Source organism: Bacillus sp. ISL-78, assembly GCF_018613455.1.
GTDB lineage: Bacteria > Bacillota > Bacilli > Bacillales > DSM-1321 > Peribacillus > Peribacillus frigoritolerans.
In genome coordinates this window covers 152,030-171,494 of sequence record NZ_JAGGQC010000007.1, presented here as the reverse complement: position 1 = coordinate 171,494, position 19,465 = coordinate 152,030, and the positions used below count along the sequence as shown (strand labels likewise).

Here is a 19,465-nt window from a genome sequence, read left to right as displayed (position 1 = left end):
TTAGTTTTTCTCCTTATTCACTAATTCGAGCAATTGTTCATAAAGGGAAGAATCGATTTGGGTACTAAGGTGATTAGCCAGCACATTTTTCTTTTTGGCCAGCTCGATAACATCCCGATCAAGAGTCAAATAAGCTCCCCTTCCAGATTTCTTACCGGTCGGATCCAGGCTGACTTCCCCTTCTTTAGATCGAACGATGCGAATGAGTTCTTTTTTCGGCTTCATTTCGCCTGTCGCCACACATTTGCGCATCGGGATTTTTTTTCGGTTATTCATCTTTTTTCACCTCGAATTACTCGTTATCCTCTTCGAAATCTGTTTCCTCTTCAGTAACATAACTATCTCTGCTCAAAAGGAATTCCTGTTCTTCCACAGGATATATACCAGCTTCCCGAGCTTCCGTTTCACTCTTGATATCAATTTTCCAGCCTGTAAGCTTGGCAGCTAAACGGGCATTTTGTCCACGCTTACCAATTGCCAGGGAGAGTTGATAATCAGGAACGACTACTGTCGTTGCCTTTTCCTCTTCTTTAACAATGACCTCAAGTACTTTTGAAGGGCTTAAAGCATTCGCAACGAAAATGACCGGATTCTCCGACCATTTGACGATATCGATCTTTTCACCTTTCAATTCGTTGACGATGGCCTGAACACGCTGGCCTTTTTGGCCTACACAGGAACCGACAGGATCGACTTCTTCATTATCGGAGTGCACGGAGATTTTTGAACGGTCGCCTGCTTCGCGGGCAACTGACTTGATCTCGACTGTTCCATCGAAAATTTCAGGCACTTCGATTTCGAATAAACGTTTTAAAAGGCCAGGATGTGAACGGGATACAAAAATTTGCGGACCCTTGGAAGTCTTTTCAACTTTAGTGATGAAAACTTTAATGCGGTCATGCGGTTTATATTGTTCATTCGGCATTTGCTCATTCACCGGGAGCAAAGCCTCGATTTTACCTAAGCTCACATAAATGAATCGGGAATCCTGGCGTTGAACGATACCAGTCATGATATCCTCTTCACGATCGATGAATTCGGCATAAATGATGCCCCGTTCCGCTTCACGCACCCTTTGAGTGACGACTTGTTTTGCTGTTTGTGCAGCAATACGGCCGAAATCCTTAGGTGTTACTTCCATTTCGACAACATCCTCTAACTGATAGTTGGGATCAATTGCTCTTGCTTCTTCAACAGAAATTTCCAGACGCGAATCGAACACTTCGTCAACAACGTCTTTTCTGGCAAATACACGCATTGTTCCTTTACCAAGATTCAAGTCGATACGTACATTTTGTGCTTGGTTAAAGTTACGGCGATATGCCGATATAAGGGCAGATTCAATCGCGTCGATCAAAACCTCCCTGGAAATTCCTTTTTCGTTTTCTAAAATATAGAGAGCATCCAATAACTCATTGCCCATGGTGATCCCCCTTACGGATATTTAAATTAATGATTTGCTTGACTTAAGCGAAGGTAATCGCCAATCTTGCTTTGGCTACCTTTTCGAATGGTATGACGATCGTTTTCTTTCTTGTCTTGATTCTGACTTCGAGTGTCACTTCTTCACCATCGAAACTGGTTAAGATTCCTTCGAATTCTTTTTCATCTAAAATGGGCTCGTATGTTTTTATGTAAACATTTTTACCGATAGCATTAAGGAAATCCTTCTCTTTTTTCAGAGGCCTTTCAGCTCCGGGTGATGAAACTTCGAGAAAATAATTTTGTGGAATCGGATCAACCTCATCAAGCTTTTCACTGAGTTTTTCACTCACATTTCCGCAATCATCAATATCTACGCCTGTTTCTTTATCAATGTACACTCGAAGGAACCAGCTTTTACCTTCCTTCACATACTCCACTTCGACTAATTCAAGCTGCAATTCTTCAAGAATTGGTAATGCTAATTCCTCTACGACTTCCGTTACCTTTTTACTCATTTGTTTCCTCCATACGTGCGTTGTATGCGCTTGGTTTCGGATTCAAAATAAATGGTCATTACAACACGAAAGAGTGGGTTTCCCCACTCTTGCCATTGGTTCCTCTTAGTATTTCCAATAAAAATATACCATAATCAAGATATTTATGCAAATATCATGTCTGTTTCTTCCTTTTTGAAATCCGTTTCCTCTTTTAAAATAAAGATAACTGATTTTGTTCAGGCAATGACTCCAGACAGCCTTGTTTATCAAGGTATTCAAGAATGGTCTTCGAAACCTTACCCCGCTGTTGAAGGTCTTCTTTGGAGAGGAATTCACCATTTCCCCGTGCGTTGACGATATTGATCGCCGCATTCGTTCCAAGACCAGGGATCGAATTGAAAGGCGGAATCAAAGTATTTCCTTCAATTAGGAATTGATCTGCACTGGATTTGTACAAGTCCACTTTAGCGAATGAATATCCTCGTTCACACATTTCCAAAGCTAGTTCAAGAACCGTCAATGTATTCTTTTCCTTTGTGGATGCATCCAATCCCTTTACCATGATTTCTTCCATTTTTGCTTTGATCGCTTGCGATCCCCGTGTCATGGCGTCGATTTCAAAATCATCGGCACGTACTGTGAAATAGGCAGCATAATATAATAAGGGCAGATGCACTTTAAAATAGGCAATCCGGACAGCCATTAAGACGTAAGCTGCAGCATGGGCTTTCGGGAACATGTATTTAATCTTCTTACATGAATCGATATACCATTCCGGCACCTCATTTTTCCTCATTTCCTCTTCGAATTCCTCCGAGAGCCCTTTCCCTTTACGTACAGATTCCATGATTTTGAACGCCAGTGAAGGATCGAGACCTTGATAGATCAGATAGACCATAATATCATCCCGGCAGCCTATAACCTCACTTAGTGTACAGATCCGGTTGTGGATCAGTTCCTGTGCATTGCTCAGCCATACATCCGTACCGTGGGAAAGGCCTGAAATCTGAACAAGCTCGGAAAAAGTCGTAGGTTTTGTATCTTCAAGCATCTGCCGGACAAAACGCGTACCAAATTCCGGGATGCCAAGCGTACCCGTTTTACACATGATCTGTTCTTCGGTAACTCCTAAAGATTCAGTACTGCTGAATATTTTCATTACTTCAGGATCATCGGTAGGAACGGTCTTTGGATCGATGCCACTTAAATCTTGAAGCATCCGGATTACTGTCGGATCATCGTGTCCAAGTATATCAAGTTTCAAAATATTATCGTGAATGGAATGGAAATCAAAGTGAGTTGTTTTCCACTCTGAATTCCGGTCATCCGCAGGGAACTGAATTGGTGTGAAATCATAGATATCCATATAATCCGGAACGACGATGATTCCGCCCGGGTGCTGTCCAGTCGTCCTTTTCACACCAGTACAACCGGCAACAAGGCGATCGGTCTCGGCTCCGCGCATATGGATGTTATTATCGGAGGAATACCCTTTTACATATCCATAAGCCGTTTTTTCAGCGACCGTACCAATCGTTCCGGCACGATATACATATTCTTCACCAAATAAGACCTTCGTATAGTTATGGGCCTTCGGCTGATATTCACCGGAGAAGTTCAAGTCGATATCCGGAACCTTATCCCCTTTAAATCCAAGGAAAGTTTCAAACGGGATATCATGCCCGTCTTTTGTATAAGCGATGCCACAATCGGGACAGTCTTTATCGGGCAGATCAAACCCGGAACCTACAGAACCGTCATTGAAGAATTCGGATTTCTTGCACTCAGGACATACATAATGCGGCGGAAGTGGGTTCACCTCTGTAATTTCAGTCATGGTGGCAACGAAAGATGATCCAACCGATCCCCTTGAGCCAACTAGATAACCATCATTCAATGATTTTTTAACAAGCTTGTGAGAAATTAAATAAATAACGGCAAAACCGTGGCCGATGATGCTTTTCAATTCTTTCTCAAGACGGGCTTCCACGATTTCCGGCAGGTTTTCTCCATAAATCTTCCTTGCCATGCCGTAACTCATTTCACGCATCTCTTCATCTGCACCTTCAATTTTAGGTGTGTATAACTCATCCTTGATTGGCTTGATTTCTTCAATCATATCAGCGATTTTATTCGTGTTGGTTACCACGACCTCTTTGGCTTTCTCGGAACCGAGGAAGGAGAATTCCCGCAGCATTTCATCTGTTGTCCGAAAATGTACGTCAGGAAGCTTATGACGATTCAGCGGGTTTGCGCCGCCTTGTGAATTCACAAGGATTTTACGGTAAATTTTATCATTGGGATCCAAATAATGCACATTTCCCGTGGCTACGACTGGCTTGTCCAGCTTTTCACCAAGCTTGACGATATTCGAAATTATCGTTTCTAATGATTTATCATCCCGTACATATTCAAGCTCGATCAAATGCTGATACACTTCCTTCGGATGGATTTCAAGATAATCGTAGAATTCGGCGATATCGACGACTTCCTCAAAACCCTTCTGCATCATCCCTTCAAAAACTTCCCCTTTATCACATCCCGATCCGACCAGGATTCCTTCACGATACTTTTTAAGTTGTGAGCGCGGTAATCGAGGTACACGATAGAAATAATCGATGTGTGATATTGAAATTAATTTAAAAAGGTTTTTTAAGCCAGCCTGTGTTTGCGCAATCAACGTACAATGTGACGGCCGGGAACGCTGGTAAGCATTTCCTTTACCCATATTGTCATTAAGTTGATCATGGTGGGTAATCTCCTTTTCCATTGCATCCTTCAGCATCTTCAGCATAAGGTAACCCGTAGCTTCGGCGTCATAAATGGCCCTATGATGCTGGGTCAAATCAATATCGAACTTTTTACATAGTGTATTTAACCGATGATTTTTAAACTCCGGATATAAGAAACGGGCAAGTTCCAATGTATCAAGAACAGGATTGGAAGCTTTAGGATAACCCAAGTTTTTATAACCTATATTCAAAAACCCCATATCGAAGGCTGCGTTGTGGGCAACCAGGATCGCATCGCCCGCCCAGTCCTTGAACTTTTCTAGCACTTCCGAGACTTCGGGAGCATTTTCTACAAGATCATCAGTGATTCCAGTCAATTCTATCGTCGTATTGGATAGTGGGTGATGCGGATTAGCAAATGACTCGAATCGATCAATGATGTCACCGTCACGGATTTTCACTGCAGCAAATTCAATGATCGTATCATAAACGGCTGACAGACCCGTCGTCTCTACGTCAAATACAACATAGGTGGCATCTGCCAAAGCGATATGCGCCTCATTATAAACGATGGGTACACCATCATTTACAAGATTCACTTCGACGCCATAAAGGATTTTGATTCCATTCTTTTTCCCGGCACTATAAGCCTCAGGGAATGATTGTGCTCCTGCATGATCTGTAATGGCAACAGCCTTATGCCCCCACTTTGCAGCCTGGGCAACAAGCGCTGAAGTAGGTGTCACTGCATCCATCGAGCTCATTGGGGTATGCATATGCAGTTCTACACGCTTTTCTCCTTCTGGGGCCTTATCCTGTCGTCCTTGTTTAGAAATTTCATTTATATCATTTGCGATCATTACAAGGTCACGTACGAATGTATCATTTTGGATGCTGCCTTGGGCACGTACCCACATCCCTTTTTTCACTCGGGCAAGTATGGCAGCATCTTCTTTATCACGCGAAAACATTTTGACCAATATCGAGCTCGTATAATCCGTGACTTTAAATGTCAGCAGGCTTCGTCCGCTTCGCAACTCACGCACTTCTGCATCAAATACGAATCCTTCGATAGCAATCCTGCGCTCTTCATCGATAATTTGTTCGATTCTGCGGAAATCCGCATCTTCTTTAATCGTATACCCAATTTTAACCGGTCCTTCGTAGACGCCATCGTCGCCGCCTTTTTCCGATTCTTTCTTCTGCATTTCCACTAGCGCAGCAAGTCCTTTTTCCGCGTCTTCCTTTTGTTTCTCTTCCAAAAACTTTTGGTAATCAGGATTCGACACGGTTTCCTTCACTTCCGCTTCAAGTGTCAACGGGGGAAAACCGAATGTTTGGTAGATATTCGAAATGATGCCAGAGTATTTTCGTTTCAGCTGACCAGCTTCCGTATCATTTCGGGCGCTTACGATAAGCTTATATCCATTTACGGTTGGCACTTGTTCATTCAGGAGCGATAACAGTGCTGGAGACATTCCTTCAAGTTCGCCAATGCAGTTTTTCCAATACTCTTTTACCAATTGTTCGGTCACTTGCGGATTGGCCACATTCAAGTTGAATGTGACCTTCGCAATATGGGAAAACGTACTTGCTAGTTGAGTAGCTAGTCTTGTATGAACACTGCAAGGAATCAATGCAGGTATATTAAAGGCAAAATGCCATGTTTTGGACTCCCTCTCGATTGAGAGTTTATCAATTTCGGCACCTATGAAGTAATTCACAAAGGCATCCTCGGTCAAGTCCATTTGCTGGAGCAAGAGTTGAAATCTCTCTCTACCGCTATTTGGATTTTGATCCATTCCCTCTCTCCCCTATCTACTATCTCTTTAGATATTATTCACTATCATTTTCGTTTTGATATCAGAGGCTATTATAACATATCATGAATGTTTCACTAGTATCCAAATCCATGAAAAGGAAAAGCATCATCCAATTGAATGATGCCTAGTTCCCCCATTTTTAAATTATCCGAGTATTTCGTGAAGCTTTTGAGTTAGTTCAGCTCTTTCAAGTTCAAGAACCTCACCCGTTTTACGGATTTTCACTTCGACAATTCCGTCGGATGCCTTTTTACCAACAGTCACCCTGACAGGAAGACCGATCAAGTCGGAGTCTGCGAATTTTACGCCCGCACGTTCTTGACGATCATCCATTAGAACTTCCATGCCTTGTCCCTTTAAATCTTTATATAATTCTTCTGCCAGGGCAGCCTGATCCTCATCCTTCATATTGATTGGAATCAAATGGACTTGGTATGGCGCTAAATCCTTTGGCCAGACCAATCCTTTTTCATCGTTGAATTGTTCAGCGACAGCTGCAAGTGTACGGGAAACCCCAATACCATAACATCCCATGATCATTGGCTGCGACCGCCCATTCTCATCCAGGAATGTCGCATTCATAGCTTCGGAATATTTTGTTCCTAGTTTGAATACGTGGCCCACCTCAATCCCTTTGGCAAACTTAATTTTTCCGTTTCCGTCAGGAGATGGGTCACCCTCTTGGATGAAACGAAGATCTATATAGTTGGCCACGTTAAAATCACGAGCGGGATTGACGTTCACATAATGGTGGTCTTCCTCATTTGCACCACAAACTCCATTAACCATGGCTTCGACGGCAAGATCCGCAATCACTTCCACTTCAGAAGTGACATTTATTGGTCCAAGAGATCCAATTGCACATCCCAAGACTTCCTTCGTCTCATTTGGATCGACCAAATCAACGACTGAAGCATTATAGAAGTTCTTCAGCTTGATATCATTGACTTCATGATCTCCTCGTACCAAAACTAGCACATACTTTTCATCCACTTTAAACAATAATGATTTTATTAGTTTCACTGCATCAGTATTCAGGAATGAAGCAACTTCTTCTATCGACTTTTGACCCGGTGTATGAATTTTTTCAAGTGCAATTTGTTCTTCGCTGCTTTTTTCATATTTTACATTCACAGGTGCCATTTCAATATTGGCTGCATAATCGGAAGTATCCGAATAAGCGATGGTATCCTCCCCTATTTCAGACAGGACCATGAATTCATGTGTATCCTTACCACCCATTGCCCCAGAATCGGCAATGACCGCACGGAAGTTCAACCCACAACGGCTAAATATATTCGAATATGCCGCAAATAAATTTTTATATACAGCATCCAGGCTTTCTTGATTAGCATGGAAAGAATAAGCATCCTTCATGATGAACTCACGTCCACGCAACAATCCGAAACGCGGTCTTTTTTCATCACGGAATTTAGTTTGGATTTGGTAAACCGTCAATGGAAGACGCTTATAGGATTTCACCTCATCGCGAACTAAACTGGTTATCACTTCTTCATGAGTGGCACCAAGTGCAAATTCACGGTTGTTGCGATCCTTAAGCCGCATCAACTCTGGACCATAAGTATACCAGCGTCCAGATTCCTGCCAGAATTCGGCTTGTTGTAAAGCCGGCATCAACAGTTCCACTGCACCTGCATTTTCCAGCTCTTCCCGAACGATTGCCTCAACCTTTTGAAGCACCTTTTTTCCAAGCGGCATAAAACTATAAACCCCGCTGGAATTTTGTCTCATAAATCCTGCACGCAATAGCAGCTGATGACTTTTGATTTCAGCATCTGCAGGCACTTCCCTCAATGTAGGGATCAACGTCATACTTTGTTTCATATCTGCACCTCTTCAATATTTCCTTTAAATTACTTGCAGCTTCGGTAAATTTGATACCGCAACATTTTAATACGGTCATTTCATAAAAAAAGACTTTCCGGTCATTCAGAAAAGCTAATTTAATATACTCATTCTCGATTATACTTACGATTTCCCTAGAAAACAAACAATTTCCCCAAAACGATTAAAAAACTAGGAAATCCCTTCAGATAAGAAAACGGCCAACAGATAATTCTGCTGGCCTGTTTTTGCATTATCCAAACATGTCTTACAGGAAGAATCGCTGGATGTCATTCCAAGTAACGACAATCATCAATAACATCAGCAAAGCAAAGCCGATGAAGTGGACCATCCCTTCTTTTTGACGGTCAATTGGTTTCCCTCTTAAGAATTCGACCACAAAGAATAACAGTCTTCCTCCATCCAATGCCGGCAGAGGAAGCAAGTTCATGATTCCCAAGTTAATGCTGAGCAGCCCTGCCCATTTCATTAATGTGAATAAACCTTGTTTCGCCACTTCCTCAGTTGATTTATATATGCCTACAGGACCAGATAAACTATCGATCGTAAATCCGCCCGTTACAAGATCACCAAGGATGATGAAGATTTGTTTTGTCCAAAAGTACGTTTCTGTAAAACCATATTGTATAGCTTTAATCGGTGCTTTTTCAACCGGAGGGTAAACACCGATAATCCCGATCTTCTTCCCTTCCCTTTCCACTTCTTGTGGAACAACCGGTACTTCCAATGTTTTCCCTTCCCTGTCAACGACGAACTCGATCTCTTGCCCAGGGTTCTTTTGAATGCTTTCCTGAACATCGCCCCAAGTGGAGACTTCCGTCCCTTCTATGGATTGAATGACATCTCCCGATTTTAAACCGGCATTTACAGCCGAACCATCCGGAGTCAACTCACCAAGTTTCGCTTCATCCACCACGACACCTTGAAACAGGCCGATCAGCACAAAAATGACAAAAGCCAAAACGAAATTCATTGCCGGACCAGCCACAATCGTCAGAAAACGATGCCCAAGCGACTTTGAGGCAAATTGCCGGTCAAAAGGAGCGATCTGGTTCTCTACACCATTTTCAACAATCACAGCTTCTTTATTGATGGTAAACGTTTTTAGTGTATCTTCCTCGCCCTCTTCATAACCAGTAAGGATGAGTTTATGATCAAGGTCGATCACTTCAACTTCAACAAGGCGAATATCAGGATATTTATCTTTATTATTCAAAATGATCTTTGTAACATTCTCATCATTATCGAACATTAATCCCACCCGATAGCCGGGTTTCAATTCTATATTTTCTGCGTCCTCACCGGCCATACGCACGTAACCGCCAAGAGGAAGCAAGCGGATGGTATAAACGGTTTCCTTCTTTTTATATGTGAATACTTTTGGCCCGAAACCGATTGCGAACTCACGGCATAAGATTCCTGCACGCTTTGCAAACACTAAGTGCCCAAGCTCATGGAAAAATACTAGAGCTCCAAAAATGATGATGAACGCTATAATCGTTTCTAAAGTCTGCATGTTCCGGTCACCTATCTTTCACTAAAGATTCTATATACTGCCTTGTCATATTATCGACTTCCTGAATCGTTTCTAAATCTGGAAGGGCTATGACGGAATGCTGATTCAGCGCTTTTTCAATTAACCACTCAATTTCAAGGAAGGTTACCTTTCCAGATAAGAATGCAGAGACTGCGGCTTCATTGGCGGCATTCAACACAGTAGTCATCGTTCCGCCCATTTTACCTGCTTTATAGGCGAATTGCAAACAAGGATATCTGGTGAAATCCATATCCCTAAAATGCAGTTTACCTGCTTCAGCAAGGTTCAATCGTTTGCGACCTGCCAGCGGAATACGGTCTGGATAAGTAAGTGCATATTGTATCGGAACCCGCATATCCGGTGTCCCCAGTTGTGCTATCACGCTGGAGTCATGAAACTCAACCATGGAATGGATGATGCTCTCCTTATGTAGCAATACATCAATTTTATCGTACGGAAGATCGAATAGCCAATGGGCCTCGATCACTTCCAAACCTTTATTCATCATTGATGCTGAATCGATCGTGATTTTAGCTCCCATTGACCAGTTCGGATGGTTCAGAGCCTCTTCCACCGTTACATCCTTCAATTCTTCCCTGGTCCGATCTCGAAAACTGCCTCCTGAAGCAGTAATGACAAGACGTTCTATATTTTTTTCCTTTTCACCTTGCAGTGCCTGAAAAATGGCGGAATGCTCACTGTCAACCGGCAGCAATCTGACCCCCGCTTTTTTTGCTTCACTCATGACCAAATGACCTGCCGTCACCAACGTCTCCTTGTTGGCGATAGCAATATCCTTTTTAGCCTTTATTGCTTGAAGTGTCGGATAAAGACCCACGCTTCCGATGACGGCATTGACCAATATCGTCGCCTGACCATAAACAGCAACAGCAGTCAATCCATCATCCCCATACATGAACTCGATATCTTTGCGGTTGGAGAATTCACTTTTCAAAACATGATAATCTTCTTCCGTCTGGACTGAAACCAGTTTCGGTTCAAACTCTTGTATATAAGTCCTGACCAATTCTATATTCTTTCCAGCAGAAAGCGCCACGATCTTGAATTGATCTGGATGGGACCTAACTACATCCGCCGTTTGTTGACCAATCGATCCTGTCGCGCCCAAAAGGCTGATATTTTTCAAATTGTTCATCTCCTAATCCATATAACACTTGCCTATATTTATCTTATAAAACATGCAATAAATGCAAAATCGGTAAAATGAAGATCACACTATCTAGCCTGTCCAAAATTCCACCATGTCCCGGGAGAAGCTTCCCTGAATCCTTTACGCCATAATGACGTTTATACGCCGATTGGACGAGATCACCCAATTGGCCGAATACCCCAATGATTAATGAAATCAATAATAATTGTAATAACGTGTAATCAAGGCTGGAGAAGGCGTAAAATAGAACACCCACGACCATCGCGGATATTAACCCGCCGATAAATCCTTCCACCGTCTTGTTTGGACTTATTTCTGGCCACAGCTTTCTTTTACCAAGCGATTTACCAATGAAGTAGGCTCCGGAATCAGTTGCCCAGATCGTAAATAGGGTAAGCAGGATATAGATCAGCCCCAACCCCAAAGAGTCACGTGTTTCAAATAGGAAGTAGAAACCTATGCCCAAGTATAAGATTGAAATCACTAGAAAGCCTGCGTCATCAAAGGTAAAACGGTTTTTTGAAACGACTGTATAAAGTAACAGCAGCAAAACCCCGATCAAGAATACTTGAACTTTATCATAATTAATTTCTGCCAAAAAAGCGGTATGCTCATTAGGCAATAAAAGCACCCACAATAATATGTGAGAAAGAATTGCTTCAAAAGATAGTACACGTAACTTTTTCATTTTCATCAGTTCATACAAACCGATTGAACCTAACAGATAAACCGTCAGTAAAAAGGGAGTGCCCCCTAAAATGACTAGTGGAATGAAGATAGCGGCAACTACGACCGCCGTAATAATTCGTTGTTTCATTATTCCATTTTCCTCGCCTTCTACATTAAACGCCACCGAATCTTCGTGAACGCTTTTGATACTCCTCAACTGCCTGCAATAAATGCTCTTCACTAAAATCCGGCCACAGCACTTCAGTAAACCATAGCTCCGTATAAGCAGACTGCCAAAGCATGAAATTACTTAAACGGATTTCACCGCTTGTACGGATCAGTAAATCAGGATCCGACAAATGTTTGGTCATCAGGTAACTGGATACCATTTCCTCCGTTACATTTTCCTTTATTATACCATTCTTAGCATCTTGAATGATGCTATTCACTGCAGATACAATCTCCCCACGGCTTCCATAGTTCAGGGCAAAATTCAGAATCATCCCATCATTGTCTTTCGTGTCTTCCATTGCCCGTTTAACGGCACTTTGAGTATGTGACGGAATGAGTGACAAGTCCCCAATCGTTTCAACTCTAACATTTTCGGAAATGAGCTCGGGTAAAAAAGTCCCAAGAAATTCCTGGGGCAGCTTCATCAAAAAGTCGACTTCACTTTTCGGACGTTTCCAGTTTTCAGTGGAAAACGCATAGACCGTCAAAGTTTTGACCCCTAATTTATTGGCAACTTTTGTAATTCTACGAACGGTTTTCATTCCTTCATGATGACCTGCCACACGTGGCAATGCACGCTTTTTGGCCCAACGGCCGTTCCCATCCATAATGATGGCGATATGCTGAGGAACATCAAACTGTTTAATATGCTGAATCCTATTTGTTACATCGGAAGAAGCATCTTTTTTAACGAAACGCTTCCAAAGTGAATACATATGTTAGTCCCCCATCAGGTTGTACTTATCTCTCTACAAAGGCAAAGTTTTTCGTGCACTATGTATATCAAGCTTTCTGCCGCTTAAAAAGAATCTATATTATAATATCAAAAAAAAACTGGTTCTCATATTATTATTATGAAAATTATTTCTTCATTAGAAGCTTGAAAGGGAGAAATCATTACTTCTTTTTTTCTAAAACCGATTATGACTGCCATGAAAAATGCAAAAAAAGGACCACCTCCAACGTTTGCATGCAACATACCAACTCAAGGAGTAATCATTATCGGAGAAACCTTATTATAACAGTTTTCTCCTTTAAGCACACCTATATGTTAGCACCAAGACATGACCCAGTATGGATTCGGTCCTCTTTATTTAATCAATTCATAATTGGAAATTATACTTCCAAAATTTCTTTTTCTTTATCTTTTGTAATTTCATCGATTTTCGTGATATTGCCATCTGTCATCTTTTGGATGTCATCAGCATAGCCACGTAAATCGTCTTCAGTGATTTCACCACTTTTTTCAAGCTTTTTCAAATCATCATTAGCATCGCGACGCACATTACGGACTGCTATTTTCGCCTCTTCCGCTTCTTTTTTCACAACTTTCACAAGCTCTTTTCTGCGCTCTTCAGTTAACGCCGGGATGGCTATCCTGATGACCGATCCATCATTAGAAGGATTTAAGCCTAAGTCTGATTTCAAAATCGCCTTTTCGATTTCACCCAATACCGTTTTATCATATGGTTGAATGACTAATAGTCTAGCTTCCGGGACAGAAATACCAGCCACCTGATTAACTGGTGTCGGCGAACCATAATAATCAATCGAGATTCTATCAAGCAATGAGGCATTTGCCCTTCCGGCACGGATGCTTGCTAATTCACGTGTGTACGCTCCAATGGCTTTTTCCATTTTCGTTTTCGCATTCGAAATAACTTGTTTCGGCATCTTTTATTTCCCCCTTACAATAGTTCCAAGCGTTTCGCCTAAAACGGCCCGTTTAATATTACCTTTTTCCATGATCGAGAAGACGATCAATGGGATATCATTGTCCATGCATAGTGAGGACGCAGTTGAATCCATTACTTCTAACCCTTCTTTAATCACATCAAGATAGGAAAGTTTATCATACTTCACTGCATTTTTGTCTTTAACCGGATCTGCATTGTATACGCCATCCACATTATTCTTCGCCATCAAGATGACATCAGCTTCAATTTCTGCAGCACGCAGGGCGGCAGTGGTATCCGTCGAGAAGTATGGATTACCTGTACCAGCTGCAAAAATCACCACTCTCTTTTTCTCTAGATGCCTGATTGCACGGCGTCTAATGTATGGTTCTGCGACTTGTCTCATCTCAATGGAAGTTTGCACGCGCGTTTCAATTCCAAGCTGATCAAGGCTGTCTTGTAATGCCAATGAGTTCATGACTGTAGCCAACATCCCCATATAGTCGGCATTAGCACGATCCATGCCCATTTCACTGCCTATTTTCCCGCGCCAGATGTTTCCGCCACCGACAACAACAGCCACTTCCACATCAAGCTCAGCCACTTCCTTGACTTGTTCAGCAATGGATTTAATTACTGCAGGGTTAATTCCAAATCCTTCTTCACCGGCTAATGCTTCACCACTTAGTTTTAGAACGACACGTTTATATTTAGCGTTACTCATGAGAACCTCCAACTATGTAATCTTTTCATTCGTTCATCATGCTTTCTTGGAATACTGCCAAAAATTCATGACATTTCAAAAAATAGGGAACACAAGAGTGTTCCCCATTATTAATTATCTGACAATTAGTCTTTTTTAACTTGGTTCATTACTTCTTCAGCAAAGTTTTCTTGACGTTTTTCAAGACCTTCCCCTACTTCATAACGAACGAATGATTGGATTTTTCCACCTTTTGATTCAACGAATTGTCCCACTTTTTGATCAGGGTTCTTAACGAAAGCTTGTTCGTTAACACAGATTTCTTCGTAGAATTTATTGATACGTCCTTCAACCATTTTGGCAACGATTTTTTCAGGTTTTCCTTCATTAAGAGCTTGTTGCGTAAGAACTTCGCGTTCGCGTTCTAATTCGCTAGCATCCACTTGGTCGCGAGAGATATATTTAGGGTTAATTGCAGCTATATGCATTGAAACGCTTTTAGCTGCCTCTTCGTCAGTTGTACCTTCAAGAACTGATAGTACGCTGATGCGTCCACCCATGTGAAGGTATGCACCAAATGCGTCGTTATCTGTTTTAGAAACGACTTGGAAACGGCGAAGAGTTAATTTCTCCCCAATTTTAGCAACAGCAGCATTGATATGATCTGCAACTTTTGCTCCATTTTCCATTGTTTGCTCAAGAGCAGCTTCAACGCTTTCAGGTTTGTTCGCAAGAAGGAACCCAGCCAATTCCTTAACAAGGATTTGGAAGCCTTCGTTTTTAGCAACGAAATCAGTTTCGGAGTTTACTTCAAGAATAACCGCTTGGTTTCCTTCAACAACGATTGAAGTTAAACCTTCAGCAGCGATACGGTCACCTTTATTAGCAGCTTTTGCAATTCCTTTTTCACGTAGGAAATCGATTGCTTTTTCCATATCGCCTTCTGTTTGTACAAGTGCCTTTTTACAGTCCATCATACCGGCACCAGTTTTTTCACGCAATTCTTTAACTAATTGTGCAGTGATTGCCATAATATATATCCTCCTCAAATTAAATGCAGTTTATTCAATCTTTACCCATTACTGCCAAAAAATACTTGTTATCATCAAAGAAAATAACGAGCTTTGACGATATTTCCGAAAAACATCCACTTTTTCAGTCAATATGACGGACTAAACCAGCTGATGATTTTCATCCCTTAAAAATCGCCCATACCTTTTAAAAAAGACATTCCGTACAGTGATTTTATGTATGTTTATTTAGTGCAAAAAAAAGGGATAAAAGGCATTATCCTCTTATCACCTTTTTTCTTACTGAATAAGCAACCTTTTTTACTTATTAAGCAGTAGTTGTTTCAGTTGCTGTTTCTTCGCCTTGTTTAGCTTCTAAGATAGCATCTGCCATTTTACCTGTTAATAATTTAACAGCACGGATTGCATCGTCATTCGCAGGAATAACTACATCGATTTCATCCGGATCACAGTTTGTATCAACGATACCAACAAGTGGAATGTGTAATTTGTGTGCTTCCGCAACAGCAATACGCTCTTTGCGTGGGTCGATAACGAAGATCGCATCTGGAAGAGTCTTCATATCTTTAATACCGCCTAAGAATTTCTCTAAGCGATCCCATTCTTTTTTAAGTTGGATAACTTCTTTTTTAGGAAGGACTTCGAAAGTTCCGTTTTCTTCCATTTTTTCGATATCTTTAAGACGAGCGATACGTTTTTGGATTGTTTCAAAGTTTGTTAAAGTTCCACCTAACCAACGTTGGTTTACATAGTACATACCAGAACGGATAGCTTCTTCTTTAACAGATTCTTGAGCTTGTTTTTTAGTTCCGACGAAAAGAACAGTACCGCCGTTAGCAGCTAGTTCTTTCACGAAGTTATAAGCTTCTTCAACCTTTTTAACTGTTTTTTGAAGGTCGATGATGTAGATGCCGTTACGCTCAGTGAAGATATATTTCTTCATTTTTGGGTTCCAGCGACGTGTTTGGTGTCCGAAATGCACACCAGCTTCAAGCAATTGTTTCATAGAAATGACTGACATTTTAGTTCCTCCTAAATGGTTTTGTTTTTCCTCCGCACCGATCATTTTCATACAGAAACTGTCGTAACAGCACCATCTGTAAGAATCACGGGGCGTGTGTATTAACACCATTTCATAATATATCATAATGACTCTACACAATCAAGAGATAAGTTTATCTATTCATGCGAAACTTTAGTAATAGCTCTATCTCCGTTTGACCGCGACCTAACTTTTTGGCGATTTCCTCTATTGAATGTCCTTGATCCGCTAACATATCCACTTTTTCATTTAATGACCGTTCATTTAACGAAGCCTGCAGCATGTCCGAAAATTCCTTGACAGCCGGCTTCCCCTGATTCTGAGTGGAAGTGGAAGCCGTTGCAAGTTCCAATTTGTCCTCGACTTTTAAGGGTAAAGCATTGGCCTCATTTTCTTCAGGCATTATTTTATAAGCGTCAATAGCCTGCTTTTTAGCGGCGGCACGACTTCCCAATTTATAATCTAGTAGAATGTTTTGTTCTTGTTTTTCTTGTTTTTCTTCCTTTGTTTCTTTGATTGAAACATGTTCTTGTCCTTTTTGTCCATGCTCAGGATTCATTACCAGCGAATTTTTGATTGCCTTTACCAGTGTCTCGTTGTCCTCCTTCATCTCCATTAAATAACCAGACAAAAGTTGTTCCATTTCTCCAAGGACGGCTTTTTGGTCTTTTTCCAACATACTTAAACGATTTTGACGAAGATATAAAATGATGATGGCAAAAATGGTGAATATGTTCAATACAAACAACAGAAATATAAAAAATGCTGACATGCTGCCTCCTAATTAACCGTAATAGTCAATCCTGACCTTTAAGCGGATGGGGATCTTTTTTCACTGTTGTTTTTTTCTTCTTGATTACTTTCCCTATGCTCTTCTTGACGAAGTACAGTTCGAACATTCTGTGATTTCGAAACATTTATTGATGTAGGTATCCGTAAGACTTCTATCAAGTTGATTTATAGTGCTTTCTCCGTTCAATAGGAATCTCTTATGCCTTCCAGACTCCATAGCCCTCTTCAATGAAAATATCTTCATTAAATCTTTTGATCTTGCATCGTGTTTCTTAATTTATAAATCGCTTTCGAGTGAATTTGGGATATCCGTGACGTAGATAGACTCATCACCTGTCCGATTTCGGTTAACGTCAGTTCTTCTTTATAAAAAAGCTGTAAAACCAACTGTTCTTTTTCATTTAGGGTTTCAATGACTTTGGCTAATTCCTCATACAGTTCATCCCTTAACACATGTTCCTCAGGTAAATCCGCCTTTTCATCTTTAATATGAAAATTTGCGCTTTCTTTATCGTCCTCTTGGGGATTTTCATCCATCGATAGTACATTGGCAAAGAAATTCTCATTTAATGCAGCATATACTTCATCTTCCGGAATATTCAATTCAGCGGCAATCTCAGTTGGCGAAAGGTTCCTCATGTATTGCTGCTCCAGCTTCTCTATTGCAGATTCAATTTTCTTGGCTTTATCTCTTGCACTCCGTGGAAGCCAATCCTCTTTTCTTAATCCATCTAAAATGGCACCACGAATTCTAAATGATGCATATGTGTCAAACTTGAGGTCACGCTTCGTATCAAAACGTTCCAGGGCATCGAATAACCCCATCATTCCCAAACTCCTTATATCATCCCGGCTCACATTTTTAGGAAGACTTACTGAAATACGTTGAACATGGTACGATACAAGAGGTATGTATTTCTTTACCAATATGTCCCCGGCTAGCGGATCTCTGCAATCCACCCAATTTTTCCAACATAACTGCTCTTCTTCGATGGTCAGATGAGACATTGGACATCCTCCTAACATTGTTATACGATTTGTGATCTACGGCCCTAAAAGCCATACATGCAATAAAAATTCGGTTGCAAATGTACCTGTCATATTTTTGGCTTTTCAAAACCCAAATCCGATCCTATATGTTTTTAGTCCCTTTTGTAACGGTACGTATATTTAGCAGACAATCATTTAAATTGAATTCAATCGTTCTTCCGCTATTCCCGCCAACATCTTCGGCAACGATTCTAATCCGCAAGTCAGATAACTCTTTCCGGACAGCTTCCACATTCCGGGGTCCGATTCTCATTAAATCCCCTCCGGAGGCAAATTGAAACATTTGTGCTCCTCCAGCCAGCTTCGCTTTTAGGAATGGCAATCTTGCGCCTTCTTTGACTAATACCTGCACCAATTCCTTTATCGCCGTATCTGCAAATTTGGCAACGTTGATCTGTCCCGATTTAGCGAGTGAAGAGTCTGGAAGCATGATATGGACCAAACCTGCAATTTCTTTTTTTTCATCATAAATCACAACACCGACACACGATCCCAAACCTGAAGTACGAATCGTATAGGGAGGCTTTATTATATTCATATCCGCTATTCCAACCTTAACAACCTGGACCTTTACCGATTCAATCATTAGGTGAGACTCCTAAGGCGGAAAAAATGATATCAAAAAATTCGGGATCAGGTAATAAAAAGAAATGACCACTAACCGAGTCAGCAAAAAGCTGGTCCTTTTCAAGTACAGTATCAATGACGATGGCTGCGTCACTTACTTGAGATAATTCCAATAACCCATAACTGATCGTTGCCCCTACCATATCGATGCTCAAGGATGGAACGGATGGATAGATATTCAATCGGGTAAAATCAGATAGGGAAGAGAGATAGGATCCCGATAAAATATTCCCTAATTCCTGCAGGCAAGAGAGTGCCAGTTCAGTATAGGGTGCTGATTCCATCAAAAAGGTTTCATCACCAGTCATCCTACGAATCAAGTATTGGGCTACAGGAAGTGAAAGGATAAAAAACATACTCCCTGAAGCATCACCTTCTATTCTAAGAAAAACGCTTGCCACGACGTGATCGGCCCCGCCAGCCATTTCCATCATTTCATCAAAAGAAACGATTCGGACATTAGGAACATTCATATCAATTTTCCTATTAAGGATGGCAGAAAGTGCCGTAGCTGCGTTTCCTGCACCTATATTACCGATTTCCTTCAAAATATCGAGCTGAAGAGTGTTGATTTTCTCAATGAACGACATATG

17 protein-coding genes are annotated in these 19,465 nt (G+C 41.2%); all 17 read right to left on the bottom strand.

All coding sequences use genetic code 11. From position 1 onward, the window contains the following. Entirely contained in the window at nt 1–276 is a 276-nt protein-coding gene (rnpM, locus tag J7I96_RS09560) for an RNase P modulator RnpM (protein ID WP_034313617.1), read from the bottom strand. Nucleotides 277–292: 16 nt separating this feature from the next. Further along, nucleotides 293–1,423 (bottom strand): transcription termination factor NusA, encoded by a 1,131-nt coding sequence (gene nusA, locus J7I96_RS09555; protein WP_095389885.1) that lies wholly within the window; start codon nt 1,421–1,423, stop codon nt 293–295. A gap of 43 nt (nt 1,424–1,466) precedes the next feature. After that, on the bottom strand, nt 1,467–1,940 hold the full coding sequence (gene rimP, locus J7I96_RS09550; RefSeq protein WP_048684765.1) for a ribosome maturation factor RimP: 474 nt from the start codon (nt 1,938–1,940) through the stop codon (nt 1,467–1,469). A 193-nt stretch (nt 1,941–2,133) separates the two neighbouring features. Continuing rightward, nucleotides 2,134–6,456, bottom strand: a complete 4,323-nt coding sequence (locus tag J7I96_RS09545; protein WP_214922959.1) for a PolC-type DNA polymerase III — start codon at nt 6,454–6,456, stop codon at nt 2,134–2,136. Between the two features lie 165 nt (nt 6,457–6,621). Beyond that, nucleotides 6,622–8,322: a proline--tRNA ligase gene (locus J7I96_RS09540; protein ID WP_214922958.1), complete on the bottom strand. Its 1,701-nt coding sequence runs from the start codon at nt 8,320–8,322 to the stop codon at nt 6,622–6,624. A 268-nt stretch (nt 8,323–8,590) separates the two neighbouring features. After that, complete coding sequence (gene rseP, locus J7I96_RS09535; protein WP_214922957.1) at nt 8,591–9,859, bottom strand: RIP metalloprotease RseP; 1,269 nt, start codon at nt 9,857–9,859, stop codon at nt 8,591–8,593. A 7-nt stretch (nt 9,860–9,866) separates the two neighbouring features. After that, nucleotides 9,867–11,027: a 1-deoxy-D-xylulose-5-phosphate reductoisomerase gene (gene dxr, locus J7I96_RS09530; protein WP_214768503.1), complete on the bottom strand. Its 1,161-nt coding sequence runs from the start codon at nt 11,025–11,027 to the stop codon at nt 9,867–9,869. Between the two features lie 43 nt (nt 11,028–11,070). Then, nucleotides 11,071–11,868 (bottom strand): phosphatidate cytidylyltransferase, encoded by a 798-nt coding sequence (locus tag J7I96_RS09525; RefSeq protein ID WP_063596537.1) that lies wholly within the window; start codon nt 11,866–11,868, stop codon nt 11,071–11,073. A 25-nt stretch (nt 11,869–11,893) separates the two neighbouring features. Then, the gene (locus J7I96_RS09520) at nt 11,894–12,667 is read right to left on the bottom strand and encodes an undecaprenyl pyrophosphate synthase (protein ID WP_034313634.1); all 774 of its coding nucleotides are present in this window, start codon (nt 12,665–12,667) and stop codon (nt 11,894–11,896) included. Nucleotides 12,668–13,067: 400 nt separating this feature from the next. Next, nucleotides 13,068–13,625 carry a ribosome recycling factor gene (frr, locus tag J7I96_RS09515; RefSeq protein ID WP_053534379.1) on the bottom strand — a complete coding sequence of 186 codons (558 nt, stop codon included), beginning with the start codon at nt 13,623–13,625 and terminating at the stop codon, nt 13,068–13,070. 3 nt (nt 13,626–13,628) lie between these two features. Next, complete coding sequence (pyrH, locus tag J7I96_RS09510; protein WP_034313639.1) at nt 13,629–14,351, bottom strand: UMP kinase; 723 nt, start codon at nt 14,349–14,351, stop codon at nt 13,629–13,631. A gap of 125 nt (nt 14,352–14,476) precedes the next feature. Further along, a complete protein-coding gene (gene tsf, locus J7I96_RS09505; protein ID WP_034313641.1) occupies nt 14,477–15,361 on the bottom strand; it encodes a translation elongation factor Ts in 885 nt (294 codons plus the stop codon). 307 nt (nt 15,362–15,668) lie between these two features. Further along, nucleotides 15,669–16,382 (bottom strand): 30S ribosomal protein S2, encoded by a 714-nt coding sequence (gene rpsB, locus J7I96_RS09500; protein WP_034313644.1) that lies wholly within the window; start codon nt 16,380–16,382, stop codon nt 15,669–15,671. A gap of 154 nt (nt 16,383–16,536) precedes the next feature. Further along, complete coding sequence (locus J7I96_RS09495; RefSeq protein ID WP_214922955.1) at nt 16,537–17,175, bottom strand: DUF6115 domain-containing protein; 639 nt, start codon at nt 17,173–17,175, stop codon at nt 16,537–16,539. A gap of 263 nt (nt 17,176–17,438) precedes the next feature. Next, entirely contained in the window at nt 17,439–18,203 is a 765-nt protein-coding gene (locus J7I96_RS09490) for a FliA/WhiG family RNA polymerase sigma factor (RefSeq protein ID WP_134783235.1), read from the bottom strand. A 124-nt stretch (nt 18,204–18,327) separates the two neighbouring features. After that, nucleotides 18,328–18,831 (bottom strand): chemotaxis protein CheD, encoded by a 504-nt coding sequence (locus tag J7I96_RS09485; RefSeq protein ID WP_214768506.1) that lies wholly within the window; start codon nt 18,829–18,831, stop codon nt 18,328–18,330. Next, entirely contained in the window at nt 18,824–19,462 is a 639-nt protein-coding gene (locus J7I96_RS09480; protein WP_214768507.1) for a chemotaxis protein CheC, read from the bottom strand. Before J7I96_RS09480 ends, J7I96_RS09485 begins: the two co-directional genes overlap by 8 nt. Nucleotides 19,463–19,465: the final 3 nt, after the last annotated feature.

Excerpts from the sequence above, each read along its gene's own strand:
- rpsB (WP_034313644.1), bottom strand. The coding sequence starts at position 16,382 with ATGTCAGTCATTTCTATGAAACAATTGCTTGAAGCTGGTGTGCATTTC.
- rnpM (WP_034313617.1), bottom strand. The coding sequence starts at position 276 with ATGAATAACCGAAAAAAAATCCCGATGCGCAAATGTGTGGCGACAGGC.
- J7I96_RS09485 (WP_214768506.1), bottom strand. The coding sequence starts at position 18,831 with ATGATTGAATCGGTAAAGGTCCAGGTTGTTAAGGTTGGAATAGCGGAT.
- frr (WP_053534379.1), bottom strand. The coding sequence starts at position 13,625 with ATGCCGAAACAAGTTATTTCGAATGCGAAAACGAAAATGGAAAAAGCC.
- J7I96_RS09490 (WP_134783235.1), bottom strand. The coding sequence starts at position 18,203 with ATGTCTCATCTGACCATCGAAGAAGAGCAGTTATGTTGGAAAAATTGG.
- J7I96_RS09540 (WP_214922958.1), bottom strand. The coding sequence starts at position 8,322 with ATGAAACAAAGTATGACGTTGATCCCTACATTGAGGGAAGTGCCTGCA.
- rimP (WP_048684765.1), bottom strand. The coding sequence starts at position 1,940 with ATGAGTAAAAAGGTAACGGAAGTCGTAGAGGAATTAGCATTACCAATT.
- J7I96_RS09495 (WP_214922955.1), bottom strand. The coding sequence starts at position 17,175 with ATGTCAGCATTTTTTATATTTCTGTTGTTTGTATTGAACATATTCACC.
- J7I96_RS09480 (WP_214768507.1), bottom strand. The coding sequence starts at position 19,462 with ATGTCGTTCATTGAGAAAATCAACACTCTTCAGCTCGATATTTTGAAG.
- J7I96_RS09520 (WP_034313634.1), bottom strand. The coding sequence starts at position 12,667 with ATGTATTCACTTTGGAAGCGTTTCGTTAAAAAAGATGCTTCTTCCGAT.
- tsf (WP_034313641.1), bottom strand. The coding sequence starts at position 15,361 with ATGGCAATCACTGCACAATTAGTTAAAGAATTGCGTGAAAAAACTGGT.
- J7I96_RS09545 (WP_214922959.1), bottom strand. The coding sequence starts at position 6,456 with ATGGATCAAAATCCAAATAGCGGTAGAGAGAGATTTCAACTCTTGCTC.
- pyrH (WP_034313639.1), bottom strand. The coding sequence starts at position 14,351 with ATGAGTAACGCTAAATATAAACGTGTCGTTCTAAAACTAAGTGGTGAA.
- nusA (WP_095389885.1), bottom strand. The coding sequence starts at position 1,423 with ATGGGCAATGAGTTATTGGATGCTCTCTATATTTTAGAAAACGAAAAA.
- rseP (WP_214922957.1), bottom strand. The coding sequence starts at position 9,859 with ATGCAGACTTTAGAAACGATTATAGCGTTCATCATCATTTTTGGAGCT.
- J7I96_RS09525 (WP_063596537.1), bottom strand. The coding sequence starts at position 11,868 with ATGAAACAACGAATTATTACGGCGGTCGTAGTTGCCGCTATCTTCATT.